At 71.9% G+C, this 24,695-nt stretch carries 23 protein-coding genes; 10 read left to right on the top strand and 13 right to left on the bottom strand.

All coding sequences use genetic code 11. From position 1 onward, the window contains the following. Positions 1-141 precede the first annotated feature (141 nt). Positions 142-909, top strand: a complete 768-nt coding sequence (locus PV796_RS21515; RefSeq protein ID WP_274914951.1) for an SDR family NAD(P)-dependent oxidoreductase — start codon at positions 142-144, stop codon at positions 907-909. Between the two features lie 177 nt (positions 910-1,086). Here the strand turns inward: PV796_RS21515 and PV796_RS21510 are convergent, their stop codons facing one another. After that, positions 1,087-2,280, bottom strand: a complete 1,194-nt coding sequence (locus tag PV796_RS21510; protein ID WP_274914950.1) for an RtcB family protein — start codon at positions 2,278-2,280, stop codon at positions 1,087-1,089. A gap of 163 nt (positions 2,281-2,443) precedes the next feature. Here PV796_RS21510 and PV796_RS21505 point away from each other — a divergent pair, with 163 nt between their 5' ends. Further along, complete coding sequence (locus tag PV796_RS21505; protein WP_274914949.1) at positions 2,444-3,331, top strand: hypothetical protein; 888 nt, start codon at positions 2,444-2,446, stop codon at positions 3,329-3,331. A gap of 200 nt (positions 3,332-3,531) precedes the next feature. Continuing rightward, on the top strand, positions 3,532-4,245 hold the full coding sequence (locus PV796_RS21500) for a DUF3558 domain-containing protein (RefSeq protein WP_274914948.1): 714 nt from the start codon (positions 3,532-3,534) through the stop codon (positions 4,243-4,245). Positions 4,246-4,342: 97 nt separating this feature from the next. Here the strand turns inward: PV796_RS21500 and PV796_RS21495 are convergent, their stop codons facing one another. After that, a complete protein-coding gene (locus PV796_RS21495; protein WP_274914947.1) occupies positions 4,343-4,552 on the bottom strand; it encodes a hypothetical protein in 210 nt (69 codons plus the stop codon). 98 nt (positions 4,553-4,650) lie between these two features. Beyond that, on the bottom strand, positions 4,651-6,375 hold the full coding sequence (gene lysS, locus PV796_RS21490; protein ID WP_274914946.1) for a lysine--tRNA ligase: 1,725 nt from the start codon (positions 6,373-6,375) through the stop codon (positions 4,651-4,653). Positions 6,376-6,597: 222 nt separating this feature from the next. On the opposite strand from lysS, the gene argS reads away from it, so the two are divergent. Beyond that, positions 6,598-8,352, top strand: coding sequence for an arginine--tRNA ligase (argS, locus tag PV796_RS21485; protein WP_274914945.1), 1,755 nt, complete (start codon positions 6,598-6,600; stop codon positions 8,350-8,352). Positions 8,353-8,415: 63 nt separating this feature from the next. On the opposite strand, the gene PV796_RS21480 is transcribed toward argS, so the two are convergent. Then, positions 8,416-9,855, bottom strand: coding sequence for a transcriptional regulator (locus PV796_RS21480; protein ID WP_274914944.1), 1,440 nt, complete (start codon positions 9,853-9,855; stop codon positions 8,416-8,418). Between the two features lie 328 nt (positions 9,856-10,183). Here PV796_RS21480 and PV796_RS21475 point away from each other — a divergent pair, with 328 nt between their 5' ends. After that, positions 10,184-10,909 (top strand): DUF4232 domain-containing protein, encoded by a 726-nt coding sequence (locus PV796_RS21475; RefSeq protein ID WP_274914943.1) that lies wholly within the window; start codon positions 10,184-10,186, stop codon positions 10,907-10,909. A 113-nt stretch (positions 10,910-11,022) separates the two neighbouring features. Further along, positions 11,023-11,568 carry a DUF4232 domain-containing protein gene (locus PV796_RS21470; protein WP_274914942.1) on the top strand — a complete coding sequence of 182 codons (546 nt, stop codon included), beginning with the start codon at positions 11,023-11,025 and terminating at the stop codon, positions 11,566-11,568. Positions 11,569-11,644: 76 nt separating this feature from the next. On the opposite strand, the gene hemB is transcribed toward PV796_RS21470, so the two are convergent. The 5 genes from hemB to PV796_RS21445 all read right to left on the bottom strand — a co-directional run bounded on the left by hemB (position 11,645) and on the right by PV796_RS21445 (position 17,646). Beyond that, on the bottom strand, positions 11,645-12,637 hold the full coding sequence (gene hemB / locus PV796_RS21465; RefSeq protein ID WP_274914941.1) for a porphobilinogen synthase: 993 nt from the start codon (positions 12,635-12,637) through the stop codon (positions 11,645-11,647). Between the two features lie 129 nt (positions 12,638-12,766). Then, positions 12,767-14,425: a uroporphyrinogen-III synthase gene (locus PV796_RS21460; protein WP_274914939.1), complete on the bottom strand. Its 1,659-nt coding sequence runs from the start codon at positions 14,423-14,425 to the stop codon at positions 12,767-12,769. Beyond that, positions 14,422-15,399, bottom strand: coding sequence for a hydroxymethylbilane synthase (gene hemC, locus PV796_RS21455; protein ID WP_274914938.1), 978 nt, complete (start codon positions 15,397-15,399; stop codon positions 14,422-14,424). The genes PV796_RS21460 and hemC overlap by 4 nt, the downstream gene beginning before the upstream one ends. After that, on the bottom strand, positions 15,396-16,793 hold the full coding sequence (locus PV796_RS21450; RefSeq protein WP_274914937.1) for a glutamyl-tRNA reductase: 1,398 nt from the start codon (positions 16,791-16,793) through the stop codon (positions 15,396-15,398). The genes hemC and PV796_RS21450 overlap by 4 nt, the downstream gene beginning before the upstream one ends. Before the next feature lie 73 nt (positions 16,794-16,866). Next, positions 16,867-17,646 (bottom strand): redox-sensing transcriptional repressor Rex, encoded by a 780-nt coding sequence (locus tag PV796_RS21445; protein WP_274914936.1) that lies wholly within the window; start codon positions 17,644-17,646, stop codon positions 16,867-16,869. A 332-nt stretch (positions 17,647-17,978) separates the two neighbouring features. Between PV796_RS21445 and PV796_RS21440 the strand changes: the two genes are divergently transcribed. The 4 genes from PV796_RS21440 to PV796_RS21425 all read left to right on the top strand — a co-directional run bounded on the left by PV796_RS21440 (position 17,979) and on the right by PV796_RS21425 (position 21,957). Beyond that, a complete protein-coding gene (locus tag PV796_RS21440; protein ID WP_274914935.1) occupies positions 17,979-18,257 on the top strand; it encodes a glutaredoxin family protein in 279 nt (92 codons plus the stop codon). Positions 18,258-18,495: 238 nt separating this feature from the next. Next, positions 18,496-19,362 carry an HAD family hydrolase gene (locus PV796_RS21435; RefSeq protein ID WP_376568857.1) on the top strand — a complete coding sequence of 289 codons (867 nt, stop codon included), beginning with the start codon at positions 18,496-18,498 and terminating at the stop codon, positions 19,360-19,362. 330 nt (positions 19,363-19,692) lie between these two features. Then, positions 19,693-20,475, top strand: a complete 783-nt coding sequence (locus PV796_RS21430) for an ECF subfamily RNA polymerase sigma factor, BldN family (RefSeq protein WP_274914933.1) — start codon at positions 19,693-19,695, stop codon at positions 20,473-20,475. A gap of 279 nt (positions 20,476-20,754) precedes the next feature. Continuing rightward, entirely contained in the window at positions 20,755-21,957 is a 1,203-nt protein-coding gene (locus tag PV796_RS21425; RefSeq protein WP_274914932.1) for a DUF5667 domain-containing protein, read from the top strand. A 48-nt stretch (positions 21,958-22,005) separates the two neighbouring features. On the opposite strand, the gene PV796_RS21420 is transcribed toward PV796_RS21425, so the two are convergent. The 4 genes from PV796_RS21420 to PV796_RS21405 form a co-directional block, all read right to left on the bottom strand. Next, positions 22,006-23,001, bottom strand: coding sequence for a lysophospholipid acyltransferase family protein (locus tag PV796_RS21420; RefSeq protein ID WP_274914931.1), 996 nt, complete (start codon positions 22,999-23,001; stop codon positions 22,006-22,008). A 14-nt stretch (positions 23,002-23,015) separates the two neighbouring features. Beyond that, the gene (locus tag PV796_RS21415) at positions 23,016-24,062 is read right to left on the bottom strand and encodes an NAD-dependent epimerase/dehydratase family protein (RefSeq protein WP_274914930.1); all 1,047 of its coding nucleotides are present in this window, start codon (positions 24,060-24,062) and stop codon (positions 23,016-23,018) included. 201 nt (positions 24,063-24,263) lie between these two features. Then, positions 24,264-24,362 carry a 30S ribosomal protein bS22 gene (locus tag PV796_RS21410; protein WP_003948845.1) on the bottom strand — a complete coding sequence of 33 codons (99 nt, stop codon included), beginning with the start codon at positions 24,360-24,362 and terminating at the stop codon, positions 24,264-24,266. A 119-nt stretch (positions 24,363-24,481) separates the two neighbouring features. Further along, positions 24,482-24,691 (bottom strand): helix-turn-helix domain-containing protein, encoded by a 210-nt coding sequence (locus tag PV796_RS21405; RefSeq protein WP_014144137.1) that lies wholly within the window; start codon positions 24,689-24,691, stop codon positions 24,482-24,484. Between the last annotated feature and the right edge of the window lie 4 nt (positions 24,692-24,695).

Genomic DNA, 24,695 nt, shown 5'->3' with positions numbered 1-24,695 from the left:
ACACCACAGGACACGTTCCGCGCCGCGGGGCGCGAACCGCGCTGCCGCCCATGCACCGCACCACGGTCCATGCGCCGCGCCGCAGTTCACGTGCCGCACCGCGGCTCGCCGTCCACCCACACCGTGTAGAGGGAGAGCACCATGACCGCCGACACCGCCGGCCTCCGTACCGCCGTCGTCACCGGAGCGAGCAGTGGCATCGGTGCCGCGACCGCCCGGGCCCTGGCCGCCGCCGGTTACCGCGTGGTGCTCACCGCCCGCCGCAAGGACCGGATCGAGGCCCTCGCCGCCGAGTTGCCGCGCGCCGAGGCGTACGCGCTCGACGTCACCGACCGCGCCGCCGTCGACGCCTTCGCGCGGGACCTGGACCGCTTCCCCTCCATCGACGTCCTGGTGAACAACGCCGGTGGCGCGCTCGGTTCGGAGACGGTCGCCACCGGCGACCCGGCTGACTGGCGCGCGATGTACGAGGTCAACGTGCTCGGCGTGCTGCACATGACCCAGGCGCTGCTGCCCGCGCTGACGACCTCCGGCGACGGCACCGTCGTCGTCCTCTCCTCCACCGCCGGGCACGCGACGTACGAGGGCGGCGGCGGGTACGTCGCCGCGAAGCACGGCGCCCATGTCCTCGCCGAGACGCTCCGCCTGGAGCTGTGCGGGCAGCCGGTGCGGGTCATCGAGGTGGCCCCCGGCATGGTCAAGACCGAGGAGTTCGCCACCACCCGCTTCCGCGGCGACACCGACAAGGCCGCCCGGGTCTACGAGGGCGTGGACGCGCCGCTCACCGCGGAGGACGTCGCCGACACCGTCGCCTGGGCGGTCACCCGCCCCCCGCACGTCAACATCGACCTGCTCGTCGTCCGCCCCCGCGCCCAGGCGTCCAACACCAAGGTGCACCGCGGCAATTGAGGCAAAAAGCCGGGCGGGGCGCCCCAACAGCGCCCCGCCCCGGGCCGGTTCCGAGCCCGCTCCGTAGCGGCACTCCACCCTGGACGTTCCGCGCCGGAGCCCCGGCCCAGGCCGGACGCCCCCCTCAGGCACCCCTGCCGAGCCCGCTTAAGGCCCGGCCCGGCGCGCTCCCGCCCCTCACCCCTTGACGCACACCACCTGCTTGAGCTTGGCGACGACCTCGACCAGGTCCCGCTGCTGGTCCATGACCTTCTCGATCGGCTTGTACGCGCCGGGGATCTCGTCGACGACCCCGGAGTCCTTCCGGCACTCCACGCCCCGGGTCTGCTCCTCCAGGTCGCGCGTGGAGAAGCGCTTCTTCGCGGCGTTCCGGCTCATCTTCCGACCGGCGCCGTGCGAGGCGGAGTTGAAGGACGCCGGGTTCCCCAGCCCCCGGACGATGTACGAACCGGTGCCCATCGAGCCGGGGATGATCCCCAAGTCACCGCTGCCGGCTCGGATCGCGCCCTTGCGGGTCACCAGCAGGTCCATGCCGTCGTAGCTCTCCTCCGCCACGTAGTTGTGGTGGCAGGAGATCACCGGCTCGAAGGTCGGCCGGGCCTTGGGGAACTCCTTGCGGACGACGTCCTGGAACAGGGCCATCATCACGTCACGGTTGTGCCGGGCGTACTCCTGCGCCCAGAACAGGTCGTTGCGGTAGGCCGCCATCTGCGGGGTGTCCGCGATGAAGACGGCGAGGTCGCGGTCGACCAGCCCCTGGTTGTGCGGCAGGTTGCGGGCCTGCTCGATGTGGTGCTCGGCCAGTTCCTTGCCGATGTTGCGGGAGCCGGAGTGCAGCATCAGCCAGACCGCACCGGTCTCGTCGAGGCAGAACTCGATGAAGTGGTTGCCCGAACCCAGCGAACCGAGCTGCTTGGCGGCCCGCTCGTGCCGGAACCTGACCGCCTCGGCCACCCCGTCGAAGCGCGCCCAGAAGTCGTCCCAGCCCGCTGCCGGGAAGCCGTGGATCCGGCGCGGGTCGACCGGGTCGTCGTGCATCCCCCGGCCCACCGGGATGGTGCGCTCGATCCGGGAGCGCAGCCGGGACAGGTCGTCGGGCAGGTCGTCGGCGGTGAGCGAGGTCCTGACCGCGCTCATGCCGCAGCCGATGTCCACGCCGACGGCGGCCGGGCAGACCGCCCCGTTCATCGCGATGACCGAGCCGACGGTGGCCCCCTTGCCGAAGTGCACGTCCGGCATGACGGCCAGGCCCTTGATCCACGGCAGCGTGGCGACGTTGCGCAACTGCTGCATCGCGACACCCTCGACCGTGGACGGGTCGGCCCACATCCGGATCGGCACCTGGGCGCCGGGCACTTCGGTGTACGACATGGCTGAACCCTTTCCCCCGGAAATCTTAAAAACGCACTATGCGGACAATACGTCCGTTCCTGGACAGCGAGCCGGCGTTCACGGCTCGACGTGCGGTACACATTGTGTCCATCGGCCGCCGCCCGGCGGCAACCACATTTCCGCAGGAGAGGAGCCACGAACGGTGCCCCGCAAATCGTTCGTACCCGGTGCCGCGCTGCTGGTCACCGCAGCCCTGGCCGCCGGCCTCACCGGCTGCTCCGGCGGTTCCACCACCGACCCCAGCGGCGGCGACGGCAAGGGCGGCGACGCCACCGCCGCCAGCCAGTCCGCCCAGCCCGGCCGCTACCAGACCCTGCCGGAGCCCTGCACCCTCCCCGCGCGCAGCACCCTGCGCGACATGCTGCCCGGCGACGGCCAGCAACCGTCGCAGGCGGACGCGGAGAAGATCCTCGCCGGCCGGGCCGACATCACCTACGACACCGATCGCCGGGTCGGCTGCCAGTGGGCGCGGGAGACCACCGCGGGCACCCGCCACCTCACGCTCGACATCCAGCGCGTGGTCTCGTACGACGCCGCGGTCAGCGACGACGACCGGGCGCAGCAGCTCTACTCCGACAAGGAGAAGGCCGCCAAGATCCCGTCCGCCGGCACCGAGGCCGCCTCGCCCTCGACGTCCCCGAAGGACCAGCCCTCGGGCCAGCCCAAGCCCGGGGACAGCGCCACGGGCAAGGACGCCGGCGGGAAGAAGGCGGACGGTTCGGCGGACAAGGGCTCGCCGTCGGCCAGCCCGTCCGACACCCCCTCCGCCCCCGCGTCGAACCCGGGCGGCCCGCTCGCGCCGCGCGTCCTGGACGGCCTCGGCGACGTGGGCTTCCTCAACGACCAACTGATCACCGCCGACTCCGGCGTGCACCGCGACATCACTGTGGTCTTTCGCACGTCGAACGTCATCGTGACGCTCACCTACGACCAGTGGTCCACGGACAAGACGCGGCTGCCGGAAAGCCAGGAACTGCAGGACAAGGCCCGTTCCCTGGCCGGCGAACTGGCTGACAGGCTCAGCGAATAGCGCCGTAAGAGCGGATCACCCCGAAGGGGAAGTTGACCCCGATTTCGCCCGATTCGCCCCGTCGATCAATCGCCGCGAAACGACCACTCGCCTCGCTCCGCCGCGTACCGTGCCCTTGGACCCGTCCCGACCGGTGGGGTGGGTCGTCACGCTCCACAAGGGTCCGCAACGACTCGACGACGACGAACAGCGAAGGAACCATGCACCGATCAGCCAAGCGACTCGCCAGCCTCCTCACCTGCGCAGCAGTACCGGTGCTGCTCGTCGCCGGGTGCTCCGGCTCGGACAGCAAGAGCTCCGGTGGCAGCACTCCCTCCGGCTCGTCCAGCGCCACGGGCTCCCCGTCGCCGACCGTCGCGGCAGCCAAGTTCAAGAAGCTGCCGAACGCCTGCGAGGCGTTCTCCAAGGACACCCTCAACAAGATGCTGCCCAAGGTGAAGGACGCCGCCGGCAACCAGGGCAAGTCCACCGACGCCAACGCCCGCGGGGCCTGCTCCTGGAGCAGCTCGGACGAGCAGGGCGTCGACGGCACCCAGTTCCGCTGGCTGGACGTCGCCTACCAGCGCTACGACTCCGACCCGACCGTCGGCTCCGGCGACAAGCGCGCCACGGACTTCTACACCCAGCAGATCAACGATGCCAAGGGCACCCAGGGCGCCAAGAAGGTCAACGCCGTGGCGACCACCGGCACCGGTGACGCGGCCACCGCCCTCACCTACGACATCTCCAAGGACGGCAACGACTTCAAGAACACGACGGTCGTGGCGCGCACCGCCAACATCGTCGTGACGATCAACTACAACGGCGCGGGCATGGCCGGGGCCGACTCCCCCAACGGCAACGACCTGCTGAAGGCCGTCCAGGCCGCCGCCAAGGAGGCCGTCGCCGCGGCGGCCAAGGCCAACGGCGCCTGACACGTCACAGGACCGTCGGAGGAGACCCTCCGACGGTCCTTGCGGCAAGCGGCCTTGGCGAAGCGGGAGTTGGCGCCGCGGATGCCCGTAGGCGCCGTCAGGCGCCCTCCGCCGCCTTCCCCTTGCGGTTGCGGTCCCACTCCTCCCAACCCAGCAGGGCGACGCCGACGGCGAAGATGCCGGCGTAGGCGGGCGTCGGCAGGTCGACGAAGTGGTGCAGCACGCCCCAGGGACCGTCGAAGAAGAGCCGGCCGACGAGGCCCAGGCCGCCTTGGAGCATGACGATGAAACCGATGATTCCCCTCATGCAGCCATCGTGACGGGTTCGGCCCCGGGAACCCTCGTTCCCGGGGCCGAACCCGTTCTCGCTCTCAGGTAGGAGCCGACGCCGTCGAGCTCCTCCGCTCAGCCGCCCAGCAGCGTGCGGACCCGGTCCGCACCCACCGCGAGCAGCAGCGTGGGCAGCCGGGGGCCGGTGTCGCGGCCGACCAGGAGGTTGTAGAGCAGGGCGAAGAAGGCGCGCTGGGCGACCTTCAGCTCCGGGGTCGGCTTGGCCTCCGGGGTGAGGCCCGCCTGGACCTTCGGGACGCCGTAGACCAGCGTGGTCAGGCCGTCCAACGACCAGTGGTCGTCCAGGCCCGCCAGCAACAGCCGCAGCGCGCCGCGGGACTGGTCGTCCAGGGTGGCCAGCAGCTCGGCGTCCGGCTCCGCGCGGACGACGGTGCGCTGGTCGGCGGGGACCTGGGTGGCGATCCAGTGCTCCGCCTTGTCGAGCCGCGGCCGGGTCTCGTCCAGGGACGCGACCGGGTGCTCCGGGTCCAGCTCGCTCAGGATGCGCAGGGTCTGCTCGTCGTGGCCCGCGGTGATGTCCGCGACGGAGGCCAGCGTGCGGTACGGCAACGGGCGCGGCGTGGACGGGAGTTCACCGGCGGCGGTGCCGATCGCCCGGGCGTGCGCCGCGGCGTCCGCGGGCTGCGCGGTGCCGTCGGCGACCTTGGCGACCAGCTTGTCCCACTCGTCGTAGAGCCGCTGGATCTCCTGGTCGAAGGCGATCTTGAAGGACTGGTTGGGCTTGCGGCGGGCGTACAGCCAGCGCAGCAGCGGCGCCTCCATGATCTGCAGCGCGTCGCCCGGGGTGGGCACCCCGCCCTTGGACGAGGACATCTTCGCCATGCCGCTGATGCCGACGAAGGCGTACATCGGGCCGATCGGCTGGTCGCCGCCGAACACCTCGCGGACGATCTGGCCGCCGACGACGAACGACGAGCCGGGCGAGGAGTGGTCCACGCCGGACGGCTCGAAGATCACGCCCTCGTAGGCCCAGCGCATCGGCCAGTCGACCTTCCAGACCAGCTTGCCGTGGTCGAACTCGCGCAGCGCCACGGTCTCGGAGTGACCGCAGGCGACGCACTCGTAGGTCAGGTCGGTGGTCGCGTCGTCGTAGCCGATGACCTTGGTGAAGTCCTTGTTGCAGACCGTGCAGTAGGGCTTGTACGGGTAGTAGCCCGCGCCGCCGGCGCTGCCGTCGTCCTCGGTGGCCGCGCCGGAGCCCTCCGCCGCCTCCAACTCGGCCTCGTCGACCGGCTTCTGCTGCTTCTTCGGCTTGCCGGTCGCCTTGTCCTTGGTGCGGTAGCGGTCCAGGACGGCGTCGATGTCGTTGCGGTGCTTCATCGCGTGCAGGACCTGCTCGCGGTAGGCGCCGGAGGTGTACTGCGCGGTCTGGCTGACGCCGCGGTACGTAACGCCCAGCTCCGCCAGCGCCTCCTCCATGGCGGCCCGGAAGTGCTCGGCCCAGTTGGCGTGGGTGCTGCCGGGCGGGGCCGGCACCGCGGTCAGCGGCTTGCCGATGTGCTCCTCCCAGGACGGGTCGACGCCGGCCGGGACCTTGCGGTACCGGTCGTAGTCGTCCCAGCTCAGGATGTGCACGCAGGCGTGGCCGCGGCGGCGGATCTCGTCGGCGACCAGGTGCGGGGTCATCACCTCGCGGAGGTTGCCGAGGTGGATCGGGCCGGACGGGCTCAGGCCCGAGGCGACGACGACCGGTTTGCCGGGGGCGCGGCGCTCCGCCTCGGCAATGACCTCGTCCGCGAACCTGGAGACCCAGTCGGTCTCGGTGCTCTGCTGAGCCACGATCGGCCCTTCCTCTTCCTGGTGCTCTTCCCGGTGGCTTTCCGATGCGCCCACTCGCGCCCTCCGGTGCCGCGCTCCGTCACCCGCGGCGCGGGCGGAACGGTCCGGACGGACAAGCCTGACGCCGCCCATTGTCCCAGACGCCCGCCGCCCGGAAATTCAGTGGTGGTGCCGTGGGATACTCGGGGCAAACCCTTTCCACCCCAACGGAACGGCAGCTCAATGGCCTCGGTCACCTCCCTGTCAGCTACGGTCAACCAGCGCGTCGCGGACGCCCTCTCGGCAGCCCTGCCGGAGGCCGGCGCCGCGGACCCGCTGCTGCGACGTAGCGACCGGGCCGACTTCCAGGCCAACGGGCTGCTGGCGCTGGCCAAGAAGCTGGGGGGCAACCCGCGGGAGCTGGCCGGCAAGGTCGTCGAGGGGCTCGGCTCCGACGACGTCCTGGCGGAGGTCGAGGTCTCCGGCCCCGGCTTCCTCAACATCACCGTCGCGGACTCGGCGATCACCACCACGCTCGCCGGGCGCGCCGCCGACGACCGGCTCGGCGTGCCGCTCGCGGCCACCACCGGCACCACGGTCATCGACTACGCGCAGCCCAACGTCGCCAAGGAGATGCACGTCGGCCACCTGCGGTCGGCGGTGATCGGCGACGCCCTGCGCAACATGCTGGACTTCACCGGTGAGAAGACCATCGGTCGCCACCACATCGGCGACTGGGGCACGCAGTTCGGCATGCTCATCCAGTACCTGATCGAGCACCCGGACCAGCTCGCGCCGGCCGCCGACACCGACGGCGACCAGGCGATGAGCAACCTCAACCGCGTCTACAAGGCGTCCCGCGCGGTCTTCGACGCCGACGAGGAGTTCAAGGAGCGGGCGCGCAAGCGGGTCGTCGCGCTGCAGTCCGGCGACGAGCAGACCCTCGCCCTGTGGCAGCGGTTCGTGGACGAGTCGAAGGTCTACTTCTCCTCGGTCTTCGAGAAGTTGGACATGGAGATCCGCGACGAGGAGATCGTCGGCGAGTCCGCGTACAACGCGATGATGGCCGAGACCGCGCGGCTGCTGGAGGAGTCCGGCGTCGCCGTGCGCTCCGAGGGCGCGCTGGTCGTCTTCTTCGACGAGATCAAGGGCAAGGACGACAAGCCGGTCCCGCTGATCGTGCAGAAGGCGGACGGCGGCTTCGGCTACGCGGCCAGCGACCTCTCCGCGATCCGCAACCGCGTCTTCGACCTCGACGCCACCACGCTGCTGTACGTCGTGGACGTCCGCCAGTCGCTGCACTTCCGGATGGTCTTCGAGACGGCCCGCCGGGCGGGCTGGCTGAACGACCGGACCAAGGCCCACAACATGGGCTACGGCACGGTGCTCGGCGCGGACGGCAAGCCGTTCAAGACCCGCGAGGGCGAGACGGTGCGGCTGCAGGACCTGCTCGACGAGGCCGTCCAGCGCGCCGCCGAGGTGGTCCGCGAGAAGGCGCTGGACCTCACCGAGGACGAGATCCAGGAGCGGGCCGCGCAGGTCGGCATCGGCGCGGTGAAGTACGCGGACCTGTCCACGTCGCCGAGCCGCGACTACAAGTTCGACCTGGACCAGATGGTGTCGCTCAACGGCGACACCTCCGTCTACCTCCAGTACGCCTACGCGCGCATCCAGTCGATCCTGCGCAAGGCCGGCGAGACCCGGCCGACCGCCCACCCGGAGCTCGAACTGGCCCCGGCGGAGCGGGCGTTGGGCCTGCACCTGGACGCGTTCGGCGACACCGTCGCCGAGGCCGCGGCGGAGTACGCCCCGCACAAGCTGGCCGCGTACCTCTACCAGCTCGCGTCGCTCTACACGACCTTCTACGACCAGTGCCCGGTGCTGAAGGCGGACACCCCGCAGCAGGTGGAGAACCGCCTCTTCCTCTGCGACCTGACCGCCCGCACCCTGCACAAGGGCATGGCGCTGCTGGGCATCCGCACCCCCGAGCGGCTGTAGGCACCCGCCCCGCAACGCAACGCCCGGGCCCCGTACCGCACTTCGCGGTGCGGGGCCCGGCGTTCACGCGCCGTCCGGGACCTCGGTGACCGCTCCGTCCGGTCCGCGCCGGATCCGCACCCACGCCTTCTTGTCGAGCGAGTACCCGTACTGCGGCCGGCCCCGGTCGCCGCTGGTGCGGAACGGCTGCTGCCCGGTGTCACCGATGGTCATCGTCCCGCGCCGCCCGCCGCTGGACCAGGTCAACTCCAGGTACCAGCGCACGTGGTGGTCCTTGACGGTCGCGTTGACGTAGAAGGTCTCCGGGTCGTGCGCGCTGACCGTGTACGGGAAGTCGTCCCTCGCCTCCGACGACGGGGTCAGGCGGGGCACCGAGGCGTCGAGGTCCGTGTCGAAGGAGTGCTTGGGGACATTGCCGCCGCAGCCCACCCCGACGTACCCCATCGCGTAGTCGTTCCAGGCGAGCGGGGCGCCGGTGCCGACGACACGGACGTGCAGGGACTCCAGGACGACGGTGTCCGCGCCGGTGCCCTGGACGATCAGCCGCACGGTCTGCTCGCCGGCGGACACCGCCTGGTAGACCGACACCCAGCCGGGGGCGTCCTGTTCGTTGGGCGGGGGCGTGAGGGCGGACGGGGCGCGGTCGAGGAGGTAGGGGTGGCCGCAGGGGCTGTCCCAGAACTGCGGCTGGGTGGAGACGGTCAGCGGGGTGCCGGTGGCCGGCCGGCCGCCGCCGGGGGCGGTCGTGCCGGGGGAAGCGGTGTCCCCGGTGCCCTTGCCGTCGGCCCCGCGCCTGCCGTGCGCGTCGTCGCCGGTGCCCTGCCCGTCGGCGCCGCGCCCCTTGGTGCCCGCTCCGTCCGTGCTGCTCGGGAGATGCTCCGGGCCGCCGGCTCCCGGTTTCCCGGTCGCGGACCGGCCGGCCCCGTCGGGCGACGCCTCCGCGGCCGTCCCCGATGCCCGCGAACCGCCCTGCACGGCGAGGGCGGTGGCGCCGAGGGCCAGGGCCAGGGCCACGCCGACGACGGCGGCCAGGCGGCGCGCGCGAGGAACACGTGGGGCGGACGGGGGTGGTGGGGTTGAGGAGGCCGACGGGGTCGGCGGGGTCGGAAGGGCCGGTGGGGGTCCCGACTCCCCTTCCGGTGCCGGTTGTTGCACCGGTAGCGGTCGCTCGGGCTCGGGTCGCTCCGATTCCGGTTGCTTCGGTTCCGGTTCGCGCTCCGTTAGTGGTTCCGCTTTCTGCGGTGTCGGTTCCGCGGTCCGGCGCCCCCGCGCCGCGTCCGCCACGATCCACCGCCGGTGGACCTCCACCAACTCCTCCGGCGTCGCCCGGCACAACCGCGCCAGCCGCTCGACCGGCGCGAACTCCGTCGGAACCGCGGTCCCGTTGACATACCGGTGCAGCGTCGACGTGCTCATGTGCAGCCGCTTGGCGAGCACCCCGTAGCTCAGCCCCGACCGCTCCTTCAACTCCCGCAGCAATGCGGTGAGATCCCCCGCCCCCATGTGCTCCTCCGTCCCCCCGCCGTTCCCACCAGGCGTTCCAAGCGGCACCCATTCTCCCAGGTCAGAGCCGGTTTGAGCGTTCCAGCGTCCCGGGTTTCCGGGCGGCACTGGCGGCTGGGACGCGGCGGGCCGCAAGCTGGGGCCATCCAAGCACGCCGCTCCCCTCGAACGGGTCGAGCACCGCGCGTGACCCGGTCGCCCGGGTCACCGGCCGCGCGCCCCACTCGCAGATACCGACAGCCCAGCCAGCCCCACCGGTCCGGTCGGCCACGTCCGGTCGGTCCCGTCAGCCACGTCCCACCAGCCGCACAGATAGCGAGATCCAGCCATGCGCTCCCCGGGCCTCAGCCGACCCCGCACCCGCCTGTTCGCCGCCGCCACCCTCGCGCTCGCCGCGCTCTCGCTCACGGCCTGCGGCCCCGACAACGGCTCGGGCGTACGGAGCGAGGGCTCCGCCGCGGCGAACGCCACCGCGTCCGCCACCGCCGCCTCTCCGGGCCCGGCACCGGAGCCGAACGCCTCGAACTCCTCCGGTTCCGCTTCCGGTTCTTCCTCCGGTTCGCATTCCGGATCGTCCACCGGCGGCGGCTCGACGGCGTCCTCCAGCAAGCGGCACCCGGCGGCCTCCGACCCCTACGACCCGGCCCACCGCGTCCCCTGCACCGCCGCCAACACCAAGGTCACCGCCACCCTGGCGCCGCGCCCGCTCAACCACCTGCTCCTGACGGTCACCAACACCGGCTCCACGATGTGCGACCTGAAGGACTACCCGATCGTCCAGTTCGAGGGCGCGCAGTCCGTGCCGCCGGTCTTGGAGGACAGCAAGCCCCAGGCCGCCACCTCGCTCAAGCCGGGCGCGCAGGGCTATGCGGGCGTCATCCTCTCCGCCGGCGACGGCAGCGGCGGCGAGGGCTACACCGCACGGCACCTGAAGGTCGGCTTCCAGGACAGCGACAAGATGGCCGACGCCGCACTCCAGGCCGGCGGCGTGCACATCGACAATGCGCTGCGGGTCACCTACTGGCTGACCCGCGCGGCCGACGCCCTCCAGTAACACCCGGCGCCGCCAACACCCGGCACCGGCAGCCTACTTCGCCCACCGCACCCGGCCCGCCGAAGGCCGTCCAACGGCACCACACGGGCACCCGAGAAAGGAACCCCACCACCATGCTGACCCGACTCCGCCGCCGCTCCACCCGCGCCACGGCCACCGCCGCGGCCCTGACCGCCACGCTGGCCCTCGGCGCGCTGGCCTCCGCCCCGGCCACCGCCGCCGCCAAGGCCCCGAGCAAGCCGGTCACCTGCACCGCCGCCACCACCAAGGTCACCGTCCAGAAGGTGAACCGCCCGCTCAACCACCTGCTGCTCACCGCCACCAACACCGGCAACAAGCCCTGTTACGCGTACGGCGCGCCCGTCCTCCGCTTCGACGACGCCCAGGCCGCCACCTTCGTGCTCCAGGACAGCGTCCCGCAGGCCGTCGTCACCCTGGAGCCGGGCCAGAGCGCGTACGCCGCCATCGGCACCGAGTCGCCGGAGGGCACCCACGGGTACCAGGCGCACGAGCTGGGCGTGCTGTTCTCCAACCGCGCGATGGACGGCAGCGTGGGCGGCTGGGCCCGCCCGAAGCTGCCCAAGGGCGGTGTGTACGTGGACAGTTCGGCCTTCGTCACCTACTGGCAGACCGACCCGGCCGACGCCCTGGTGTGGTGAGACGCCGGCCGGCATGACGAAGCCCCGGGCGCCGCAATCCCGTTGCGGCGCCCGGGGCCCTTCGCGTCGTGGCCGGTCAGCGCAGCTTCCGCGCGACCTCCGTCGCCCAGTAGGTGAGGATCGTCTGGGCGCCGGCCCGCTTGATGCCGGTCAGGGTCTCCAGGATCGCCTTGTCGCGGTCGATCCAGCCCTTCTCGGCGGCCGCCTCGACCATCGCGTACTCACCGGAGATCTGGTACGCGGCGACCGGCACGTCCGCCTCGTCCGCGATCTTCGCCAGCACGTCGAGGTAGGGCAGCGCCGGCTTGACCATGACCATGTCGGCGCCCTCGTCGAGGTCGAGCGCCAACTCCCGCAGCGACTCCCGGAGGTTGGCCGGGTCCTGCTGGTAGGTCTTCCGGTCGCCCTGCAACGACGAGCCGACCGCCTCGCGGAACGGGCCGTAGAACGCCGAGGAGTACTTCACGGCGTAGGCGAGGATCGACACGTCCTCGTGGCCGGTCTGGTCCAACGCGTCCCGGATGACGCCGACCTGACCGTCCATCATGCCGCTGGGGCCCACCACGTGGGCGCCGGCGTCGGCCTGGACCTGGGCCATCTCGGCGTACCGCTCCAGGGTCGCGTCGTTGTCGACCCGCCCCCGGGCGTCCAGCACCCCGCAGTGGCCGTGGTCGGTGAACTCGTCCAGGCACAGGTCCGACATGATCACCAGGTCGTCGCCGACCTCGGCCCGCACGTCCCGGAGGGCGACCTGGAGGATGCCGTCCGGGTCGGTGCCCGCCGTCCCCACCGCGTCCTTCTTGGCGTCCTCGGGCACGCCGAACAGCATGATCCCGGAGACCCCGGCCTCGACCGCCTCGACCGCGGCCTTGCGCAGGGTGTCCCGGGTGTGCTGGACGACGCCCGGCATGGCGGCGAGCGGCACCGGCTCGGCGATGCCCTCGCGCACGAAGGCCGGGAGGATGAGGTCGGCCGGATGCAGGCGGTGCTCCGCGACCATCCGCCGCATGACGGGGGTGGTGCGCAGCCGGCGCGGCCGCGCCCCCGGATAGCTTCCGTACTTCGTCATGCCCTCCACGCTACGCCCGCCCCGCACCCGCCTTTGCCGACGGAACGTCGGCCCCCGGGGCGGTGGAGCGCGCATGCGCGAGGGGCGCCCCCGGACGGAGGCGCCCCTGCGCGGCGTGCTGGATCCCGCTCAGCTACGGGCCCGTCGGCGCGAGCCCGGCCGCCGCTCGCTGGGGCGGGTCACCGGGTCCCCGGCCTCGACCGCGGCGTCGCGGCGTGCCGCGCCGAAGTCCGCGAGCGCCTCGGCCAGCTTGTGCACCGACGGCTCGGGCGACATCACGTCGACCCGCAGCCCGTGCTCCTCGGCGGTCTTGGCGGTGGCCGGGCCGATGCAGGCGATCACGGTCACGTTGTGCGGCTTGCCGGCGATGCCGACGAGGTTCCGCACGGTCGAGGACGAGGTGAACAGGACCGCGTCGAAGCCGCCGCCCTTGATCGCCTCGCGGGTCTCGGCCGGCGGCGGCGAGGCGCGCACGGTCCGGTAGGCGGTGACGTCGTCGACCTCCCAGCCCAGCTCGATCAGGCCGGCCACCAGGGTCTCGGTGGCGATGTCGGCGCGCGGCAGGAAGACCCGGTCGATCGGGTCGAAGACCGGGTCGTAGGGCGGCCAGTCCTCCAACAGACCGGCCGCGGACTGCTCGCCGGACGGCACCAGGTCGGGCTTCACGCCGAAGGCGACCAGCGCCTTGGCGGTCTGCTCGCCGACCGCCGCGACCTTGATGCCGGCGAACGCCCGGGCGTCCAGCCCGTATTCCTCGAACTTCTCCCGGACGGCCTTGACGGCGTTGACCGAGGTGAAGGCGATCCACTCGTAGCGGCCGGTGACCAGGCCCTTGACCGCGCGCTCCATCTGCTGCGGGGTGCGCGGCGGTTCGACGGCGATGGTCGGGACCTCGTGCGGCACCGCGCCGTAGGAGACCAACTGGTCGGAGAGCGAGGCGGCCTGCTCCTTGGTCCGCGGGACCAGCACCCGCCAGCCGAACAGCGGCTTGTTCTCGAACCACGAGAGCTGGTCGCGCTGGGCGGCGGCGCTGCGCTCGCCGACCACGGCTATGACGGGCTGCCCGCCGTCCGGCGACGGCAGCACCTTGGCGGCCTTGAGGACCTGGGCGACGGTGCCCAGCGTGGCGGTCCAGGTGCGCTGCCGGGTGGTGGTGCCGGCGACCGTGACGGTCATCGGGGTGTCCGGCTTGCGGCCGGCGGCCACCAGTTCGCCGGCGGCGGCGGCCACCGAGTCCAGGCTGGTGGAGACCACCGCGGTGGCGTCGCTGGTGCCCAGCTCGGTCCAACAGCGCTCGTCGGCGCTGCGGGCGTCGATGAAGCGCACGTCGGTGCCCTCGGCGTCGCGCAGCGGCACTCCGGCGTAGGCGGGCACGCCGACCGCGGCGGCGATGCCGGGCACGACCTCGAAGACGATGCCCTCGGCGGCGCAGGCCAACATCTCCTCGGCGACGTAGCCGTCGAGCCCGGGGTCGCCGGTCACCGCACGGACGACCCGCTTGCCGGCCCGCGCGGCCGCCATGACAAGATTGGCAGTGTCCCGAAGGGCTGAAACGCCCGTGGGACTGCCGGGAATTGACGCCTCGTCAGCAGACGCCTGCAACGGGGTGTCCACCTGCGCGCGTGCATGCACACGCACGACGTCCAGGACCTGCGGGTCGGCGACGAGGACGTCGGCGGAGGCCAGTGCCTCCACCGCGCGCAGCGTCAGCAGGCCCGGGTCTCCCGGCCCGGCACCCAGGAAGGTGACCTGACCGGAGGCGGAGTGGTTTGGGGCGGTGGGGTTCAAAGTGCTCGCTCCCCCATAAGACCGGCCGCACCCTTAGCGAGCATCTCGACGGCGAGTTCCCGGCCCATGGCGAGCGGGATCGATTCATCGTCAAGAGAGGCAGGTACGTGCCCGGTGGTGGACAGCTGCACCAACGTGCTGCCGTCGGTCGTGCCGACGACACCGCGCAGGTGCATTTCGGTGAAAGCCTGCTCGTCAGCCTGGACGTCGGCCAGCGCCGCCACGGGGGCGGAGCAGCCGGCCTCCAGGGCGGCGAGCAGGGAGCGCTCGGCCGTCACGGCGGCCCGGGTTGCCGGGTCGTCGAGCTCGGCGAGCGCGGCGATGAGGTCCGCATGGGTCGCGGCGACCTCGATCGCCAGTGCCCCCTGGCCGGGGGCGGGCAAAACCACGTCGGGCGACAGCAGTTGCGTCGCCTCGTCGATCCGGCCGATCCGGGTGAGGCCGGCGGCGGCCAGCACGACCGCGTCCAGCTCACCGTTCTCGACGAAGCCGATCCGGGTGTCGACGTTCCCCCGGACCGGGACGGTCTCGATGCGCTTGCCCAGGACCTTGGCCCAGGCGTTGAGCTGCGCCATCCGCCGGGGCGAACCGGTGCCCACCCGGGCGCCGTCGGGCAGCTCCTCGAAGGTGAGCCCGTCCCGGGCGATCAGCGCGTCCCGGGGGTCCTCGCGCACGGGTATGGCGGCCAGCACCAACTCCGCGGGCTGCGCGGTCGGCAGGTCCTTGAGCGAGTGGACGGCGAAGTCGATCTCGTCGGCCAGCAGCGCGTCGCGCAGCGCGGAGACGAAGACGCCGGTGCCGCCGATCTGCGCCAGGTGCTCGCGGGAGGTGTCGCCGTAGGTGGTGATCTCCACCAGTTCGACGGGGCGGCCGGTCAGCGCGCGCACCGCCTCGGCCACCAGCCCGGATTGGGCCATGGCCAGCTTGCTGCGCCGGGTGCCCAGGCGCAGGGTGCTTCTCGTACTGTCGGTCATGCCCGCTCCCGTGCTGCTTCGGGCCGGTCGGCCCGGGTGTCGGCCCTGCTGACGGCGGCGACCGTCTGCGGGTCGAGGTCGAACAGTTCCCGCAGCGCGTCCGCGTACCCAGCGCCGCCGGGCTCGCTGGCAAGCTGCTTGACCCGCACGGTGGGCGCGTGCAACAGCTTGTCGACGACCCGCCGGACGGTCTGGGTGATCTCCGCGCGCTGCTTGTCGTCGAGGTCGGGGAGGCGGCCCTCCAGCCGGCCCATCTCGCTGCTGACGACGTCCGCGGCCATGGTGCGCAGGGCGACCACGGTGGGGGTGATGTGCGCGGCCCGCTGGGCGGCGCCGAACGCGGCGACCTCTTCGGCGACGATGCCGCGGACCCTGTCCACGTCGGCGGCCATCGGGCCCGCCGACGGAGTCGACTGGTTGGGCACGGTGGCGGACGCCTCGGCCAGCGACTCGATGTCGACCAGGCGCGCCCCGTCGATCCCGTGCACCGCCGCGTCGACGTCGCGCGGCATGGCGAGGTCGAGCAGCCACATCCGGTCGGTGCGCCCGACGAGCGCTGCCGTGACCTGCTCACCGGTCAGCAGCAGCCCAGCCGCGCCGGTACAGGAGACGACGATCTCGGCCTCGGCCAGCTCCGCCGCGACGGCGTCCATCTCGACCGCGCGGGCGGCCAGCCCGGTGCCGGCGCCCGGCCCACCGGGCTCGGTGAGGATCTGCACCAGCCGCTCGGCGCGGGCCACCGTCCGGTTGGCGACGGCCAGTTCACCGACGCCGTTGCGGGCGAGGGTGGTGGCGGCCAACGACGACATCGAGCCGGCGCCGATCACCAGCGCCCGCTTGCCCCGCGCCCAGCCGGCGACGTCCGCGCCACCGGCGAGCTGCTCCAGGCCGAAGGTGACCAGCGACTGGCCGGCCTTGTCGATCCCGGTCTCGCTGTGCGCGCGCTTGCCGACCCGCAGGGCCTGCTGGAAGAGGTCGTTGAGCAGCCGCCCGGCGGTGTGCTGTTCCTGGGCGACGGCCAGCGCGTCCTTGATCTGGCCGAGGATCTGCCCCTCGCCGACCACCATGGAGTCCAGGCCGCAGGCCACCGAGAAGAGGTGGTGGACGGCGCGGTCCTCGTAGTGGACGTAGAGGTGCGGGGTCAGCTCCTCCAGGCCGACGCCGCAGTGGCGGGCCAGGAGGGTGGACAGCTCGGCGACGCCGGCGTGGAACTTGTCCACGTCCGCGTAGAGCTCGATGCGGTTGCAGGTGGCGAGCACCGCGGACTCGGTGGCCGGCTCGGCCGACACCACGTCCTGGAGCAGCTTGCCGCGGTTCTCCGGGGCGAGCGCGGCCCGCTCCAGCACGCTCACCGGCGCGCTGCGATGGCTCAGTCCGACGACGAGGAGGCTCATGCCCGCACCCCGCTTCGCGAGGCACGGCCTTCGCCCGTGACGCACCTTTCCCTGGTGTGCTCGCTGCGCTCGCTCATGCCGGCATCACGGCGGGGACGTCCCCGTCGGGTCCCTTGCGTTCGGTCGCGACGGCCGCGGCGGAGGCCGGGGACGCCACCGGGGTGCCCTCAGGGGCGCCCGCGCCGGTCTCCTCGCCCGCCTTGCGCTGCTCGTGGAAGGCGAGGATCTGCAGCTCTATGGACAGGTCGACCTTGCGGACGTCCACCCCGTCGGGGACGGTCAGCACGGTCGGCGCGAAGTTGAGGATCGAGGTGACACCGGCGGCGACGAGGCGCTCGCAGACCTGCTGGGCGGCGCCGGCCGGCGTGGCGATCACGCCGATCGAGACGCCGTTGTCCTGGATGATCTGCTCCAGCTCGTCGGTGTGCTGGACCGGGATGCCCGCGACCGGCTTGCCGGCCATCGCCGGATCGGCATCGATCAGCGCGGCGACCCGGAAGCCGCGGGAGGCGAAGCCGCCGTAATTGGCGAGCGCGGCGCCGAGGTTACCGATACCGACGATGACGACGGGCCAGTCCTGGGTGAGGCCGAGCTCCCGCGAGATCTGGTACACGAGGTACTCCACGTCGTAGCCGACGCCGCGGGTCCCGTAGGAGCCGAGGTAGGAGAAGTCCTTGCGCAGCTTCGCGGAGTTGACTCCCGCCGCGGCTGCGAGCTCCTCGGAGGACACCGTGGGGACCGAGCGCTCGGAGAGCGCGGTCAGTGCACGCAGATACAGCGGTAGCCGGGCGACGGTGGCCTCGGGGATGCCTCGGCTTCGGGTCGCCGGTCGGTGAGTTCGGCCAGTTGCCACGGTGCTCCTGCGGGTAGAGCGGGGCTGCGGGCGGCCGTCAGCAACCCGACCGCCCTGTCTCTTGCAGGCTATGTCTTTGTGAACGCGTGCACAAAGATGGTGTCCGCTTTGTCCGGGCAAAGTGATGGGGCTCACGCAGCTTTTACGGGGGCCCACGGAACCAACTCCACCGTCACACCGTTCGCGCGCGCCACCGGTGATTCGCGGCAGCACAGACGGGAGCACGCGCCCTCACTCCTCACCGCTATGCCCCCGGGAACCTGCAAATCGCCCATCGATGGTAAGCGAAACGACCGCCCCGGAGCGCCCCCGCGAACCGGCACAATGACCCCATGGCCCCCTTGTTCAGCCGCACCCCCCGCAAGAGCCCCGCCGACCGGATGGTCACCCTGGTCGGGAAGCCGGGCTGCCACCTCTGCGACGACGCCCAGGCGGTGATCGAGGAGGTCTGCGCGCAGACCGGTGCGTCCTGGGAGAAGAAGGACATCACCGAGGACGCCGAACTGCACCGCAAGTACTGGGAGCAAATTCCGGTCGTCCTCATCGACGGCGCCCAGCACGACTTCTGGCGGGTCGATCCCCAGCGGCTGCGCACCGCACTGGGCGCCTGAGCACCCCGCCCCGCACCGCTTCCCCCTGCTCGCGGGCCTCGCGGTTGGCCGTAACGCAACCGTCGGGCGCCCCGGTGCCTCCGGACACGCGCCCGTAACCGGCTGCACCGAACAAACTGGCTACGCTAGCCGCATGGCCCGCCCGTCGCCCGCCCATCGCCCTGATCGGAGCCCCGCCGGGGCACTCTTCCCCACGGGGTGGTTCACCCGCCGCAGACGACCCGCCACCGCACGCAGCGTGCTGGCCGGCGAGGCCGCGGCCGAGGCCGCCCGGAAGTCGTCGCAGGAGGCGCCGCCCGTCGAGGAGCCGGCCGAGCCGGAGTTCCCGGTCGTCGGCGACGCCAGCGCGGCCGCCTTCTTCGACCTCGACAACACGATCATGCAGGGCGCCGCCCTCTTCCACTTCGGCCGCGGCCTGTACAAGCGGCACTTCTTCCACAAGCGCGACCTGGCCCGCTTCGCCTTCCAACAGGTCTACTTCCGGCTGGCCGGCGAGAACTCCGAGGACATGGCGGACGTCCGCAACCGCGCGCTCTCCATCGTCCAGGGCCACCGCGTCGCCGAACTCATGAGCATCGGCGAGGAGATCTACGACGAGTACATGGCCGAGCGCGTCTGGCCCGGCACCCGCGCGCTCGCCCAGGCCCACCTCGACGCCGGCCAGAAGGTGTGGTTGGTGACCGCCGCACCCGTGGAGACCGCGACGATCATCGCCCGCCGACTGGGCCTGACCGGCGCGCTGGGCACCGTCGCCGAGTCCGTCGGCGGCGTCTACACCGGCAAGTTGGTGGGCGAGCCGCTGCACGGACCGGCCAAGGCCGAGGCGGTCCGCGCGCTGGCCGCCGCCGAGCACCTCGACCTCTCGCACTGCGCCGCGTACAGCGATTCGGCCAACGACATCCCGATGCTCTCGCTCGTCGGCCACCCCTACGCGATCAACCCCGACACCCGGCTGCACAAGCACGCCCGGGAGCACGGCTGGCGGGTGCGCGATTACCGAACGGGCCGCAAGGCGGTGCGGATCGGCATCCCGGCGGCCGCCGGGGTGGGCGCGCTCGCGGGCGGCGCGGCCGCCGCCGTGGCCCTCCAGCGCCGCCGCCGCTGACCGTCCTTGATCACCGGGCCCGGCGGCGGACCATCCGCACTCCCTACCCCCGCCGGTGCCCCGTCAGTCCCTTTCCTGGCGGTTAACCACAACACGCCCTTCAACCAGGCAGATTGCGCTCCCTTCCGATCAATAGTTGTCCAGTAATCGATACTTGATCCGCCACCAATCGGACACGGACCGTAAGTAATCGATGATTTGAGCAACTGGGTGTAGCGCTGCCTGTACGAAGCGTTATTCTCCTCAGACGCAATCCGGAACCCACACGTCCCTACGACGAGTGAACGGTCCCGCACTGCACGTGATGGAAGCTCTGCCTCTGGGAGTCCCGTGTACCCACACGTCGGGGTTGACGCCTCGGGCCTGGCTACGCTGCGTACGACGCTCGTCGACCACCTGCGCAGTTTTGTCCCCACCGCGTACGCCGTCCCCGCATTCGCCACAGCCGTGCCCACCGGCCCCTGCTACGCGCTGGCCGACGGGAGCGCTACGGTCGGCAAGGCCGCCACCGTCGGCAGGAGCCGCCGCGCCGGCACCGCCACCGCGCGACGCCCCGCGGACAGCGACAGCCGTCGCATGATGGACCTCGTCGAACGCGCCCAGGCCGGCGAGGCCGACGCCTTCGGCCGGCTCTACGACCAGTACGCCGACACGGTGTACCGCTACATCTACTACCGCGTGGGCGGCCGCGCCACGGCCGAGGACCTCACCAGTGAGACCTTCCTCCGCGCCCTGCGTCGCATCGGCACCTTCACCTGGCAGGGCCGTGACTTCGGCGCCTGGCTGGTGACCATCGCCCGCAACCTCGTCGCCGACCACTTCAAGTCCTCCCGCTTCCGCCTGGAAGTCACCACCGGAGAGATGCTCGACGCCAACGAGGTCGAGCGCAGCCCCGAGGACTCGGTCCTCGAATCCCTCTCCAACGCCGCCCTGTTGGAGGCGGTCCGCAAGCTCAACCCCCAACAGCAGGAATGCGTTACCCTGCGGTTCCTCCAGGGCCTCTCGGTCGCCGAGACCGCCCGCGTCATGGGCAAGAACGAGGGCGCCATCAAGACCCTCCAGTACCGGGCCGTCCGCACCCTGGCACGGCTCCTCCCCGAAGACGCCCGCTGACGCACGCTGATGGCCGGACCTCTCCGACATCCCCAACACCCCGCCCACCACTCACCGTTGGTGATCAGCCATGCCCTGACGGTCAGATCATCGTGAGTGCGTAACCCGTGTGCCGCGCCGCTCGTTGTGCGGAATGCAGGCTCCACGCGGTCACGCCATGTCCGCCGCCTCTCACTCGTTCGAGTGGCCACGGACAGACGGCGTGCAACCATCCGGCCCGTCTGGATAGTCAAAGCCAGTCCGGGGAGTCGAGCGGGATGACGAGAGGAGGTGCCGCCCGTGATCGCGAATGTCTCGGTGCACCGGCGGGCCAACGCCTTCGCCCAGGCCCTGGAGGAGCAGGAGCTCAAGGGCGCGGCGGCCGAGGACCAGGTCGACAATCCGGCCCAAGTGCCGGCAGATGCACGGCTGTTGGCGGTCGCCGACGGCCTCGGGGAGCTCCCGAGGCCGGAGATGGCCGCCGAGGTCAAGACTGTCCAACGTGCCCAGCTCGTCGCCGCGATGGAGGCCGCCTTCGCCGAAGGCGCCACGTCCGGCGACGCCAGGGTGCCCGAGCAACGCGAGCCCAAGGGCGCGCACCGTCCCACCACTTCGCTGGGCCGACTCCGCCCGCGCTCCCGCCTCTCCAAGGGGCTGGCGGCCGGCGGCCTGACGGTCGGCGTCGCCGCCGGCGCCTTCAGCGGGGTCGCCGCGGCCAGCACCGACGCCCTCCCCGGTGACTCCCTCTACGGCCTCAAGCGCGGCATGGAGGACCTCCGGCTCACCATGACCGACGACGACGAGGGCCGTGGTCAACTCCTCCTCGACCAGGCATCCACCCGGATGTTGGAGGCCCGTCGCCTGATGGACCGCGGTCGGTCCGCGCACCTCGACCACGAGGCGCTCGCCGAGATCCGCAGGGCGCTGGCCGGCGTCCGCCACGACGCCGGCGAGGGGCACCGCCTGCTGCACGCGGCATACGAGCGGGACGGCTCCCTCGGCCCCATCCAGGCGCTGAACTCGTTCACCAGGTCGCACCGCGACACCTGGTCGAAGATGCGCGACAAGCTCCCGGTGCAGCTCACCGACGTGCGGGACGAGGTGAGTTCGGTCTTCGACGCCATAGACGACGAGGTCGGTCCGCTGCGCTCGATGCTCCCGCAGGGCCCGGAGGGCCGCGGCCGGCACCGCGGCACACCCGCGGGCGGGGGCACCGGTGGCGACGCGCGCCGCCCGTCCCCGTCCGGCAGCGAGCCCGCGTCCGACGGGCGGGGCACCGCGCAGCAGGCCCCGCGCCCCTCGGCCTCGCCGTCCCCGCAGCAGGACGGCCTGCTCGGCGGCACCGCGGACGGTCTGCTCAACCCGCCCCACAAGGGCGGCAGCACGCCGCACGACGGCGGTCACGGCAAGGACGGCATCGGCCGCCCCGACGTCACCCTCCCGCCGCTGCTGCCCGGGCTCCTGCCCGACCTGGGCATCGACGGCGACGGCCCGGCCAAGTAGGCGGGCCAGCGGCCCCGTTCCGGCGCTCGGTGTTCTTCCGACCGTTCCTCAGAAGAACACCGAGCGCCGCTGCACGAGCAGCTTGTAGAGGGTGTGCTGGATGGTCTCCCGGACCTGGTCGGTCAGGTTGAACATCAGCATCGGGTCGTCGGCCGCCTCCGGCGAATAGCCGTCCGTGGAGATCGGCTCGCCGAACTGGATCGTCCACTTCGTCGGCAGCGGCACCACGCCCAGCGGCCCCAGCCACGGGAAGGTCGGCGTGACCGGGAAGTACGGCAGCCCCAGCACCCGCGCCAGCGTCTTGGCGTTCCCGACCATCGGGTAGATCTCCTCCGCGCCCACGATCGAGCACGGCACGATCGGCACCCCGGCCTTCAGCGCCGTGGAGACGAAGCCGCCCCGCCCGAAGCGCTGGAGCTTGTAGCGGTCCGCGAACGGCTTCCCGATGCCCTTGAAGCCCTCCGGCATCACCCCGACGATCTCCCCGCGCTCCAGCAGCCGTTGGGCGTCCTCGGCACAGGCCAGGGTGTGCCCCGCCTTGCGGGCCAGTTCGTTGACCCCCGGCAGGACGAACACCAAGTCGGCCGCCAGCAGCCGCAGATGGCGCTGTGCCGGGTGGTTGTCGTGCACCGCGACCTGGAGCATCAGGCCGTCCCACGGCAGCGTTCCGGAGTGGTTGGCGACGACCAACGCGCCGCCCTCGGCGGGGATGTGCTCCATCCCCTTCACCTCGACCCGGAAGTACTTGTCGTGGATCGGCCGCAGCAGCGACATCAGGACCTGGTCGGTCAGCTCCTGGTCGTAGCCGAAGTCGTCGACCTCGTAGTCGCCGGTGATCCGCCGGCGCAGGAAGGCCAGCCCGCCGGCGATCCGCTCGTCCAGCGTCCGCCCGCCGGCCGGCCGCGCGGCGGGCGGCGGCTCCGGATCGGTACGGGCCTCCGGGACGGGCGCCAGCGCCGTGCCCCGGCCGGTGCGCCCGGTCCGCCGGGCCTTGCGGCGGGCCCGGGGCTCCTCGCCGAAGGGAATGACCTTGGCGTCCGCCATCGTGGCTGAACTCCTCACTGGCTCGGGCCGCGGCGCGCGAGGAGCGTGCCGAGCCGGTCGACGGTGCGGGCGAGGGACTCGGGCGGCAGCAGCCCGGGTCCGCGGCTGCGGGCGAATTCCTCGAAGGTCTCCGCCGTGGTGTAGCGGGGGTGGAAGCCCAGTGTCTCGCGCATCTGCGTGGTCTCGACGACCCGCCCGTGGGTGAGCATCCGGATCTGCTCGGGCGAGAAGTCGGTGATGCCGAGCGACCGCAGGACCGTGCCGGCCCAGGTGACGGTCGGCAGGAAGAGCGGGAGGGTGGGGCGTCCCAGGCGCCGGGAGACCTGTGAGAGCAGCAGCACGCCGTCGCCGGCGATGTTGAACGTGCCGCTGTTGAGGGTGCCGCGGCGCGGCGCGGCGGCGGCGATCCGCAGCACGTCGATCGCGTCGTCCTCGTGGACGAACTGCAGCCGCGGGTCGTAGCCGAGGACGGTCGGCAGGACGGGCAGCGCGAAGTACTCGGCGAGCGGCGAGTCCGCGCACGGGCCGAGGATGTTGGCGAACCGCAGGACGCAGACCGCCACGTCGGGGCGGCGCCGGGCGAAGCCGCGGACGTACCCCTCGACCTCCACGGTGTCCTTGGCGAAGCCGCCGCTGGGCAGCGACTTGGGCGGGGTGTTCTCGGTGAAGACGGCCGGGTCGCGGGGCGCGGAACCGTAGACGCTGGTACTGGACTTGACGACCAGGCGCTGGACGTTCGGGGCCTTCTGGCAGGCACCGAGCAGCTGCATGGTGCCGATGACGTTGGTCTCCTTGACCGAGGCCCGGCCGCCGCGACCGCTGAGGGCCGTGCCGTTGATGTCCATGTGGACGACGGTGTCGACCCCGGTCTCGGCCAGGACCCGGGCGATCTCCGGATGTCGGATGTCGGCCTTGAGGAATTCGGCCCCGCCGAGGTGGTGTTCCGGGGCGACCGCATCGACCCCGATCACCCGGTCGACGTCCGGATCGCGCTGGATCCGGCGGACGAACCGGCCCCCCAGCTGCCGTGCGACGCCCGTGACGAGCACGACGTTGCCCAAGATCGGCCCTCCTTCTCGCAGTGGCTTCCACCTGCGCCGAGCAGTGCGGTTCACGCTATCCGGTCGGTGTTGCCGGGTGATGACCGCGCGATGCCCGGGACGACATTTGCGTCCGACCACCGTCCATACGGCCCACACACGCACCGCGGCCCCTCACCACCCTGGGGTGGTGAGGGGCCGCGAAATCGCGATCAGCGTCGCTTACTTCTTGTTACGACGCTGGACGCGGGTGCGCTTGAGCAGCTTGCGGTGCTTCTTCTTCGCCATCCGCTTGCGCCGCTTCTTGATAACAGAGCCCACGACTACCCTCGCTCACTTCGAATCACTCGGTGCGGGGCGTCCGAGCCCACACTACCTACATCGGGCCAGGGTACCCGGCGCCGGCCGTACCGCGTAATCCGAGGGTCGTCGAACGAGCGTCAGGCCGACTCCACCCCCACATACGACTCACGGAGATAGTCGTGCACCGCCTGCTCCGGCACCCGGAAGGACCGTCCCACCCTGATCGCGGGCAGATGACCGCTGTGCACCAGGCGGTACACGGTCATCTTCGACACTCGCATCACCGTGGCGACTTCCGCCACTGTCAGAAACACAACCTCGTTCAACGGCCTCTGGTCCGCAGCCATCACA

It is taken from the genome of Streptomyces sp. WZ-12, assembly GCF_028898845.1.
Taxonomy (GTDB): domain Bacteria; phylum Actinomycetota; class Actinomycetes; order Streptomycetales; family Streptomycetaceae; genus Streptomyces.
This window is presented reverse-complemented; position numbering and strand designations above follow the sequence as displayed.

Bases quoted from the DNA above. Each gene is read 5' to 3' on its own strand.
- hemC (WP_274914938.1), bottom strand. From the start codon at position 15,399: ATGACCGACAGTACGAGAAGCACCCTGCGCCTGGGCACCCGGCGCAGC.
- PV796_RS21440 (WP_274914935.1), top strand. From the start codon at position 17,979: ATGGCCCCCTTGTTCAGCCGCACCCCCCGCAAGAGCCCCGCCGACCGG.
- PV796_RS21475 (WP_274914943.1), top strand. From the start codon at position 10,184: ATGCGCTCCCCGGGCCTCAGCCGACCCCGCACCCGCCTGTTCGCCGCC.
- PV796_RS21405 (WP_014144137.1), bottom strand. From the start codon at position 24,691: ATGGCTGCGGACCAGAGGCCGTTGAACGAGGTTGTGTTTCTGACAGTG.
- PV796_RS21470 (WP_274914942.1), top strand. From the start codon at position 11,023: ATGCTGACCCGACTCCGCCGCCGCTCCACCCGCGCCACGGCCACCGCC.
- argS (WP_274914945.1), top strand. From the start codon at position 6,598: ATGGCCTCGGTCACCTCCCTGTCAGCTACGGTCAACCAGCGCGTCGCG.
- hemB (WP_274914941.1), bottom strand. From the start codon at position 12,637: ATGACGAAGTACGGAAGCTATCCGGGGGCGCGGCCGCGCCGGCTGCGC.
- PV796_RS21420 (WP_274914931.1), bottom strand. From the start codon at position 23,001: ATGGCGGACGCCAAGGTCATTCCCTTCGGCGAGGAGCCCCGGGCCCGC.
- PV796_RS21515 (WP_274914951.1), top strand. From the start codon at position 142: ATGACCGCCGACACCGCCGGCCTCCGTACCGCCGTCGTCACCGGAGCG.
- PV796_RS21500 (WP_274914948.1), top strand. From the start codon at position 3,532: ATGCACCGATCAGCCAAGCGACTCGCCAGCCTCCTCACCTGCGCAGCA.
- PV796_RS21495 (WP_274914947.1), bottom strand. From the start codon at position 4,552: ATGAGGGGAATCATCGGTTTCATCGTCATGCTCCAAGGCGGCCTGGGC.
- PV796_RS21450 (WP_274914937.1), bottom strand. From the start codon at position 16,793: ATGAGCCTCCTCGTCGTCGGACTGAGCCATCGCAGCGCGCCGGTGAGC.
- PV796_RS21510 (WP_274914950.1), bottom strand. From the start codon at position 2,280: ATGTCGTACACCGAAGTGCCCGGCGCCCAGGTGCCGATCCGGATGTGG.
- PV796_RS21480 (WP_274914944.1), bottom strand. From the start codon at position 9,855: ATGGGGGCGGGGGATCTCACCGCATTGCTGCGGGAGTTGAAGGAGCGG.